At 65.4% G+C, this 7,352-nt stretch carries 7 protein-coding genes and 1 pseudogene; 4 read left to right on the top strand and 4 right to left on the bottom strand.

Features of this window, described 5'->3' with window-relative positions; translation table 11 throughout:
- Positions 1–64 precede the first annotated feature (64 nt).
- Positions 65–529, bottom strand: coding sequence for a GatB/YqeY domain-containing protein (locus DBR22_RS07690; protein WP_108598524.1), 465 nt, complete (start codon positions 527–529; stop codon positions 65–67).
- Positions 530–626: 97 nt separating this feature from the next.
- On the opposite strand from DBR22_RS07690, the gene DBR22_RS07685 reads away from it, so the two are divergent.
- The 4 genes from DBR22_RS07685 to DBR22_RS07670 all read left to right on the top strand — a co-directional run bounded on the left by DBR22_RS07685 (position 627) and on the right by DBR22_RS07670 (position 4,793).
- Complete coding sequence (locus DBR22_RS07685; RefSeq protein WP_108598523.1) at positions 627–1,370, top strand: M50 family metallopeptidase; 744 nt, start codon at positions 627–629, stop codon at positions 1,368–1,370.
- Positions 1,371–1,379: 9 nt separating this feature from the next.
- Positions 1,380–2,486: a glutathione S-transferase family protein gene (locus tag DBR22_RS07680; RefSeq protein WP_108598522.1), complete on the top strand. Its 1,107-nt coding sequence runs from the start codon at positions 1,380–1,382 to the stop codon at positions 2,484–2,486.
- Between the two features lie 17 nt (positions 2,487–2,503).
- Positions 2,504–3,613: a serine hydrolase domain-containing protein gene (locus tag DBR22_RS07675; protein WP_108598521.1), complete on the top strand. Its 1,110-nt coding sequence runs from the start codon at positions 2,504–2,506 to the stop codon at positions 3,611–3,613.
- A 97-nt stretch (positions 3,614–3,710) separates the two neighbouring features.
- The gene (locus DBR22_RS07670) at positions 3,711–4,793 is read left to right on the top strand and encodes an FUSC family protein (RefSeq protein ID WP_108598520.1); all 1,083 of its coding nucleotides are present in this window, start codon (positions 3,711–3,713) and stop codon (positions 4,791–4,793) included.
- A gap of 22 nt (positions 4,794–4,815) precedes the next feature.
- Here the strand turns inward: DBR22_RS07670 and DBR22_RS07665 are convergent, their stop codons facing one another.
- From DBR22_RS07665 to DBR22_RS07655, 3 genes and pseudogenes are all read right to left on the bottom strand, one after another.
- On the bottom strand, positions 4,816–5,727 hold the full coding sequence (locus DBR22_RS07665) for a MaoC family dehydratase (RefSeq protein WP_108598519.1): 912 nt from the start codon (positions 5,725–5,727) through the stop codon (positions 4,816–4,818).
- A complete protein-coding gene (locus DBR22_RS07660) occupies positions 5,724–7,064 on the bottom strand; it encodes a 3-oxoacyl-ACP reductase (protein WP_108598518.1) in 1,341 nt (446 codons plus the stop codon). The genes DBR22_RS07665 and DBR22_RS07660 overlap by 4 nt, the downstream gene beginning before the upstream one ends.
- Positions 7,065–7,073: 9 nt before the next feature.
- Positions 7,074–7,352, bottom strand: a pseudogene (locus DBR22_RS07655) (acetyl-CoA C-acetyltransferase); the annotation flags it as partial.

The raw sequence follows: 7,352 nt of genomic DNA, 5'->3' as shown, positions 1-7,352 counted from the left end.
AAGTGGACGTGCCCTACGTTTTTAAGCTGCATTCTTATGCTGCGTTCCGGGATGCCATTGCCGCTTAGGCAAGACGGCTGCGGACGATCTGGCTCACGGCCTTGCCGTCGAAGCGACCGGCAACCTTCGCCGTCACCGGCTTCATGACCTCACCCATCTGGCGGGCCGTCAGCTCCCGGCCTTCAGCCCTCAGGGCGGCAATTGCTTCATCCACGATCGACTCCACCTCAGCCTCCGAAAGTGCCTGGGGAAGGTATGCCTCAATAACTTCAGCCTCGGCAATTTCGGCTGCGGCGCGCTCCGGCTCGCCGGCCTCGGTGTAGATGCGGGCTGTGTCGCGTCGCTTTGCTGCTTCCTTCTGCAGGAGTGCCGTCACCTGGAGGTCATCCAGCGTGACGGGGGCTTTGCCTGACTTCTCGCGCGTTTCAATCTCGCCCAGTACATTCCGCACAGTGGTCAACGCTGTTTTGTTGCGTTCCTTCATGTGGATTACGACGTCGGCATGCAGCCGTTCCTTCAACGTGGTCACGATTTCCTCTGTTCATCAACGGCGGGGTGGTCCATCAGGGTCCTCTAGTACCGTAGAGGTCTATGGCTGACAATCACCACTCCCCCTCCTGACCGCCATGATCCCCCTCCCCGAGCAACTGTGGCAACGCCTGATCGAAGCCTTCAGCCGCACGGCACCCCCTGCCGTAACGCTGATGGAGCTGTCGCTGGTGGTGGCCGGAGCGATCGCTCTGTCCATCCCGCGGCAGACCTGGAAATACTTCGGCCTGCTCGCAACGGCCACCCACGAACTCGGCCATGCGTTCGCCGCGGTACTGAGCGGACAGCGACTGGGCGGCATCCACCTCCGGCTCGACCACTCAGGCACCACCACCAGCTACAGCAGCCGGCCGCTTGCCGCCGTCTGGTCCGGATTCTGGGGATACCCCGTACCGGCGTTGGTGGGCGCGGCATTTGTGTGGTGCGGGTTCACGGGCTGGGGACCTGCCGCCCTCGTCGCCGGGGCGCTCGTCCTGCTTGTCTCCGTCATCTTCATCCGGAACCTGTCAGGACTGCTCATCACTGCCGCCTGTGTCCTCTGCAGCGCCGCACTGGTCCTGTGGGTGCCTGCGGTCTTCAGCGGCCATATAGCGATCATCCTGGGACTGGCGCTGCTCGTGGCCGCTGTCCGGGACCTCATCAAACTCGCCAACGTGCACCTCCGCCGGCGCGACAGGCTGGCCAGTTCCGATGCCTACCTGCTCTACCGGGCCACGTCAGTGCCGGCCTTCGTCTGGATAGCCCTGTTCAGCGCAGTCGTGGCAGGTTGCTGGCTGGTCGCCTGGCTCCCGATCTCCACGGTCCTGGCCGCCGGCGCATAGGCTGGTCCCATGAGCCAGGAAACGCAAGCGACCCAGCAGACGACCACGGGAACCACGGACCACAGCACCCGGGGCGCGTACGTCACCGGCGGAGCAGAATTCACCCGGGACACGAACTACATCGAGGACCGGATCACCCGTGACGGGCGGCCCGGTGACCACGGCGAGCCGGGCTGGCCGGTAGAGGCCGGCCGCTACCGGCTGATAGCGGCACGGGCCTGCCCCTGGGCGAACCGGACCGTGATTGTGCGCAGGCTTCTCGGATTGGAGGACGCCATCTCGCTGGGCCAGCCCGGCCCCACCCACGATGCGCGGTCGTGGACCTTCGACCTGGATCCGGGCGGCGTGGATCCTGTCCTGGGTGTTGAACGGATCCAGGAGTCCTACTTCCGACGTTTCCCGGACTACCCCCGCGGCATTACAGTTCCCGCCATCGTCGATATTCCCAGCGGAGCGGTGGTCACAAACAACTTTCCCCAGATCACCCTGGACTTCTCCACTGAATGGACCGCGTTCCACCGCGACGGTGCCCCGGACCTCTATCCTGAAGCTCTCAGGGAAGAGATCGATGCGGTCAATAAGCGGGTCTTCACCGAGGTCAACAACGGCGTTTACCGTTGCGGCTTCGCCGGCTCCCAGGACGCTTACAACGTGGCGTATGACCGGCTGTGGACGGCCTTGGACTGGCTTGAGGAACGCCTCACCCATCAGCGGTTCCTCGTGGGCGGGACGATCACTGAAGCGGACGTGCGCCTGTTCACCACCCTTGCCCGCTTTGACCCCGTGTACCACGGGCATTTCAAGTGCAACCGGCAAAAGCTGACTGAGCTGCCGGCGCTCTGGGGCTATGCGCGGGACCTGTTCCAGACCCCGGGCTTCGGCGACACGACCGACTTCGTCCAGATCAAGCAGCACTATTACATCGTTCATGAGGACATCAACCCCACGGGTATCGTTCCGCAAGGACCGGATCTTGCCGGCTGGCTGGAGCCACATGGCAGGGAGGTGCTCGGCGGCCGGCCGTTCGGCGAGGGCACTCCCCCGGGACCGGTGCGGTCCGGGGAGGACGTCGCAGCGGGCCACGGTGCGGTCCCTCGCGGGGAAAGCGCTTTCTAGGCCGCTAGGCTATGACAATGCAGAAATCTCACGGCTTTGCAGCGCCCGGGTACGAGGACGTCCTGGATTTGTTTGAAACCTTCCTCGCCGACGATCCGCAATACAGCGCCCAAGTTGCCGCTTACCGCGACAGCGAGAAGGTTGTGGACCTTATCGGCGGACCTCACATCACGGCCGGGACTGTCACGGGCGTGTACTCGGTCTCCAAAGGCGTCGCAGCGTTGGTTATCTCGCTGCTCGTCCAGGAGGGGCTGTTGGACCTCGACCGGACGGTGGCCCACTATTGGCCCGGGTTCGGTGTCCACGGCAAGGACCGTCTGCTGGTCCGCGAAGCGCTGTCCCACCAGGCCGGCCTGATGGGTGTGGAGGGTGGTTTCGCCCTTGACGAATTCCACACCCCGCACGCAGCTGAAAAGCTCGCCGCTGCCCGGCCGTCCTGGCGTCCCGGAAGCTGCTTTGGCTACCATGCCCTCACCATCGGCATCCTGATGGAGGAACTGTGCCGGCGGGTCACTGGTGCCAGCCTGCAGAGCATTTATGATCACCGGATCCGCACTGCCTACGGAATCGACGTCTTCCTGGGTCTGCCCGAGGAATTCGAGCCGCGCTACCGCGAGGTTCTCTATGACATCGACCCCCGGCAGCCGTGGCTGGACCCGCTGAGCCTGGACGGGCTCAACAGCAACGCTGCAGTCAGTTCCATCATGGAACTTCCCAACCGCAAGGAGGTGCGGGCGGCAGGCATGAGTGCCGCCGGCGGCGTTGGCACCGCAGAGGGCCTGGCCCGGCTTTACGCGGCGGCTATTACCGGTGTCGACGGCGGGGCACCGTTGCTGACGCCGGAAACGGTCAGCGTCATGTCGCAGGAGCAGGTCTGGGGCCTGGACCGCAGTTCGGGGCTGGACAACGCCTTTGCGGTGGTCTTCATGAAGCCGCATCCGTCCCGGAATTTCGGCAGTCACCGGGCCTTTGGCCACGAGGGTGCCAGCGCTGCCCTGGGTTTCGCCGATCCCGCCTACGGCCTCGGTTTCGGCTATGTTCCCCGGCGGGCGGAGGACGGCCGCACGCCGGGAAAGGCGCATCGCCTGGCCTCAGCCGTACGGTGCGCCGCGGCAACACTGTCCTAGCACTGCGGTTGTCCCTGCCAGTGCGCTTGTCCTGATTGAAGCGGCGCCCTAATGTTGGGCAGTGCGAAACTCTAAAAGCCAGCCTGAAGCCCAACCGATGGGGACCCGGCTTCTGAGGAATGCGGTAGCCGGACTGTCCACGGCATTTACTGCGCAGCGGCTGCAACTGGCCGCCAAGGCGGCGATCGCAGCAGGCCTGGCGTTTCTCATCGCGCCCCTGATGCCGGGCGCCGCGGCCAACTACCCGTACTACGCCCCGTTGGGCGCCCTGGTGGCGATGTACCACAATGTGGCGGGATCGGTGAAGCAGGGTCTCCAGGCCCTGATCGGACTCGCCATGGGAATTGGCCTGGCCTTTGTCCTGGTCAATGTCACTGATCCCTCGCCGGTAAGCGTGGCCGTTTTCATGGGTATCGGTGTCCTGCTCGGCGGACTGCCGAGGCTCGGCTCCGGCAGTGACTGGATCCCGACGGCGGCGCTCCTGGTGCTGTTGGTGGGCGGCAGCAACCCTGACGATTTCTCGTTTGGCTACCTGATCCAGATGGGCGTTGGCGTTGCCGTGGGCATTGCAGTGAATTTCCTGATCTTCCCTCCCCTGCATTTCGCAGCAGCGGCGGAAAGCCTGGACGAACTCCGCGCCGCGTTGGGCCGGCAACTCACTGACATGGGGGCGGCCCTGAAAGAGGAATGGCCGCCCGAGCACGAGGACTGGGCAAGGCGCTCGGATCAGCTGGCAGGAGCGGCACGGACGGTTCGCCACCTCGTTGAGGAAGCTGACGCCAGCCGCCGTGCCAACCCGCGGCGCAAGCTCCATCCCCGCGACGTGGATCTTGACTACCGCAACCTCCGCGAACTGGAGCGGGTGACCTTCCATATCCAGGACATGACCGAAGTCCTCTCCGACGTCATCTGGAAGGATGACGTGCCCTACGAGGTTCCCTTTGAGGACAGTGCTCCGCTCGCGGATGCCATGATTGCCGCTGGCAAGCTGTTGGGCTCATTTCAGCACGAGGATCTACAGGAACAGCGGCAATTGTTCGGTTCAGCGGAAGCTGCAGTCGAACACTGCAGTGCCGCAGCTGCCGCGCGGAAGCCTGCTGAAGGCACCGTGCCGGCTTCCGAGTCCATCCTCCTGAGCCTGCACCGGATTCTCCGGGCGGCGCGGCCGGAACCCGAATAGCCCGGCCGCGCTGGAGCCTGTCTTAGAGCATCGCCACCGTGCCGCTGAAGTGCTTCCGGCCCGAGTGGGGGTTCCAGGCGACGTAGTCAGAACGCTGCCACGCTCCGCCAGGCCCCTGCGCCGTCCTGATATCCAAGGCAACACGCGCGGGAAGGAACACCGGCGCCTCGAAGGTGACGTCCCAGCTGAAGGCGTCTCCCTTGGCCGGGCCGACATCTGCGAGGGCGCGCGAGGCGAGATACATGCCGTGGGCGATGGAACGCCGCATCCCCAGCGCCTTGGCTGACAGTACGCTCAGGTGGATCGGGTTGAAGTCCCCGGATACGGCGGCATAGGCCCTGCCGGTATCGACACCCAGGTGCCAGATCGCCGTCGGGTCCCCCGGGGCGAAGTCGTTGACGCCATTGGGCGGGGTCGGCTTGTCAATCCCGGGCAGGAAGACTCCCTTCGCCAGGTACGTTGAACGCCCGGCCCAGCGGATATCCGGTGAACCGGACGCCCGGATTTCGGCAACAATATCCAGCTGCGTCCCCGCCCGGTGGCCCCTGAGGTTTTCCGACCACGCGACGATGTCCAACGGCTGGGTGAACAGGATTGGCGAGCGTTGCTCCACATGGTTGCTGAGGTGGATCATCCCGAGCATGGGCAGCGGAAAATCGTCACGGTTCATCACACTGATGGCCAGCGGGAAGGTCAGCGCATGAAGGTAGCCGGCAGGCAGGGTGTCCCGTGCGGTCAGTCCGATGAGGTGCTGGTACGCGGTGAGGTTGCCGACGTCGGCCGTGACCCCCCTCACCTCATGGCCGCTGTCGGGCAGGCGCGAACTGGTGTGGGTCCCCAGAACCCGCCGGCGGGCGGCCTGCGCGGCGGCGTTGACGTACAGCTTGGACAGGGACGGCATGTCCCCAAGGATGACAGGCTGGACCAGGCTCATGCCCCCACCATGTACTGTCCGCAGACGCGCAGCACGCCGCCGTTGATGCCGCCCGCGGCATCGCTGGCCAGGAAGGCGATGGCTTCGGCCACGTCTGCGGGCTGCCCACCCTGGCGGAGTGAGTTCAGGCGGCGGCCGGCCTCCCGGAGCACCAGCGGGACCCGGGCGGTCATGTCCGTTTCGATGAAGCCTGGAGCCACGGCGTTAATGGTTCCGCCCCGCTCGGCCAGCAGTGGCGCAGCTGCCCGGACCATGCCCATGACTCCCGCCTTGGATGCTGCGTAGTTTGTCTGCCCGCGGTTACCGGCGATTCCGCTGGTGGAGGCCACTGAGACGATCCGCGGGGAGCTGGCGAAATGATCTGAGGCGAGGAGCGCTTCGTTGATCCGGAGCTGGGCTGCAATGTTGACGTTGATGACAGAACTCCAGCGGGTGTGGTCCATGTTCGCCAGCAGCTTGTCCCTGGTGATCCCGGCGTTGTGGATGACGATGTTCAACCGGCCGTGGCGCTGCACTGCGTGGTCAATGATCCGCTGGCCGGCATCGTCGCGGCTGATGTCCAGTTGCAGGGCGGTGCCGTGAAGTTCATTGGCAACACCGGCGAGGTGGTCCCCTGCGGCGGGGATGTCCACCAGCACCAGGGTGGCCCCGTCGCGGTGGAGCGTGCGGGCAATGGCCGCACCAATACCCCGGGCGGCGCCGGTGACAACGGCGACCTTGCCTGCGAGGGGTCTGTCGAAGTCAGCAGGCAGCTGCCCATCAGGGGAAGTGACGGTCAGGAACTGTCCGTCCACATAGGCGGAACGGCCTGAGAGCAGGAACCGAACGGCTGCCAGGGTGCTGGGGCTCGTGGTCTCCACTGCATCTCCGAGCAGGATCCCGTTACCGGTAGCCCCTGCCCTAAGCTCCATGGCCAGCGAACGCAGGAAACCGTCCACACCTTGCCTCGCGGCTGCCTCTGCGGGCGTCACATCATCAGTGACGGGCCGGGAAACCGTCAGGAAACGACCGCTCGGGGCGAGGTCGCGCAGCGAGGAGGCAACCGACAGGATGGGCCGTTCCAGTTCACCTGGATGGGCGACGTCGTCCAGGACCAGGATGATGGCGCCCAGCCGTTCGCGGGGAACTGCATGCCTCCGGACGTCGAGGTCCCAGGCGAGCAGGGCGGCCGCGAGGGTATCCGCGCCTGGAGTGGTTCCCTGGACCAGAACCGGACCTGAGATCAGCGGCTGTCCCGGCTGGTAACGGCGCAGGATTGCCGGTTGGGGAAGGCCAAGCTTCTTCGCGACGTTACGCCCGAGCCCCTGGTTCACCAATTGGGTGTATTTGTCCGTCATCCGGTCCCCCTAAAGTGCTTCGAGAATTGCGACGACGCCCTGGCCGCCGGCCGCGCAGATGGAAATGAGTCCGCGTGCCGGCCGTCCGTCAACCGTGCCCTTGGCTTCGAGCATCTTGGCGAGGGAGGCGACAATCCGTCCGCCGGTTGCTGCGAACGGGTGCCCCGCGGCGAGGGAGGAGCCGTTGACGTTCAGTCTGGTGCGGTCGATGCTGCCGAAGGCGCCGTCCAGCCCCAGCCGGGTGCGGCCGAATTCCTCGTCCTCCCAGGCTGCCAGGGTGCTCAGCAC

Source organism: Arthrobacter sp. HMWF013, assembly GCF_003061105.1.
Lineage (GTDB): Bacteria > Actinomycetota > Actinomycetes > Actinomycetales > Micrococcaceae > Arthrobacter.
The sequence above is the reverse complement of the archived record's forward strand: the minus strand, read 5'-3'. Positions and strand labels throughout refer to the sequence as shown.

Excerpts from the sequence above, each read along its gene's own strand:
- DBR22_RS07685 (WP_108598523.1), top strand. The coding sequence starts at position 627 with ATGATCCCCCTCCCCGAGCAACTGTGGCAACGCCTGATCGAAGCCTTC.
- DBR22_RS07680 (WP_108598522.1), top strand. The coding sequence starts at position 1,380 with ATGAGCCAGGAAACGCAAGCGACCCAGCAGACGACCACGGGAACCACG.
- DBR22_RS07675 (WP_108598521.1), top strand. The coding sequence starts at position 2,504 with ATGCAGAAATCTCACGGCTTTGCAGCGCCCGGGTACGAGGACGTCCTG.
- DBR22_RS07670 (WP_108598520.1), top strand. The coding sequence starts at position 3,711 with ATGGGGACCCGGCTTCTGAGGAATGCGGTAGCCGGACTGTCCACGGCA.
- DBR22_RS07665 (WP_108598519.1), bottom strand. The coding sequence starts at position 5,727 with ATGAGCCTGGTCCAGCCTGTCATCCTTGGGGACATGCCGTCCCTGTCC.
- DBR22_RS07660 (WP_108598518.1), bottom strand. The coding sequence starts at position 7,064 with ATGACGGACAAATACACCCAATTGGTGAACCAGGGGCTCGGGCGTAAC.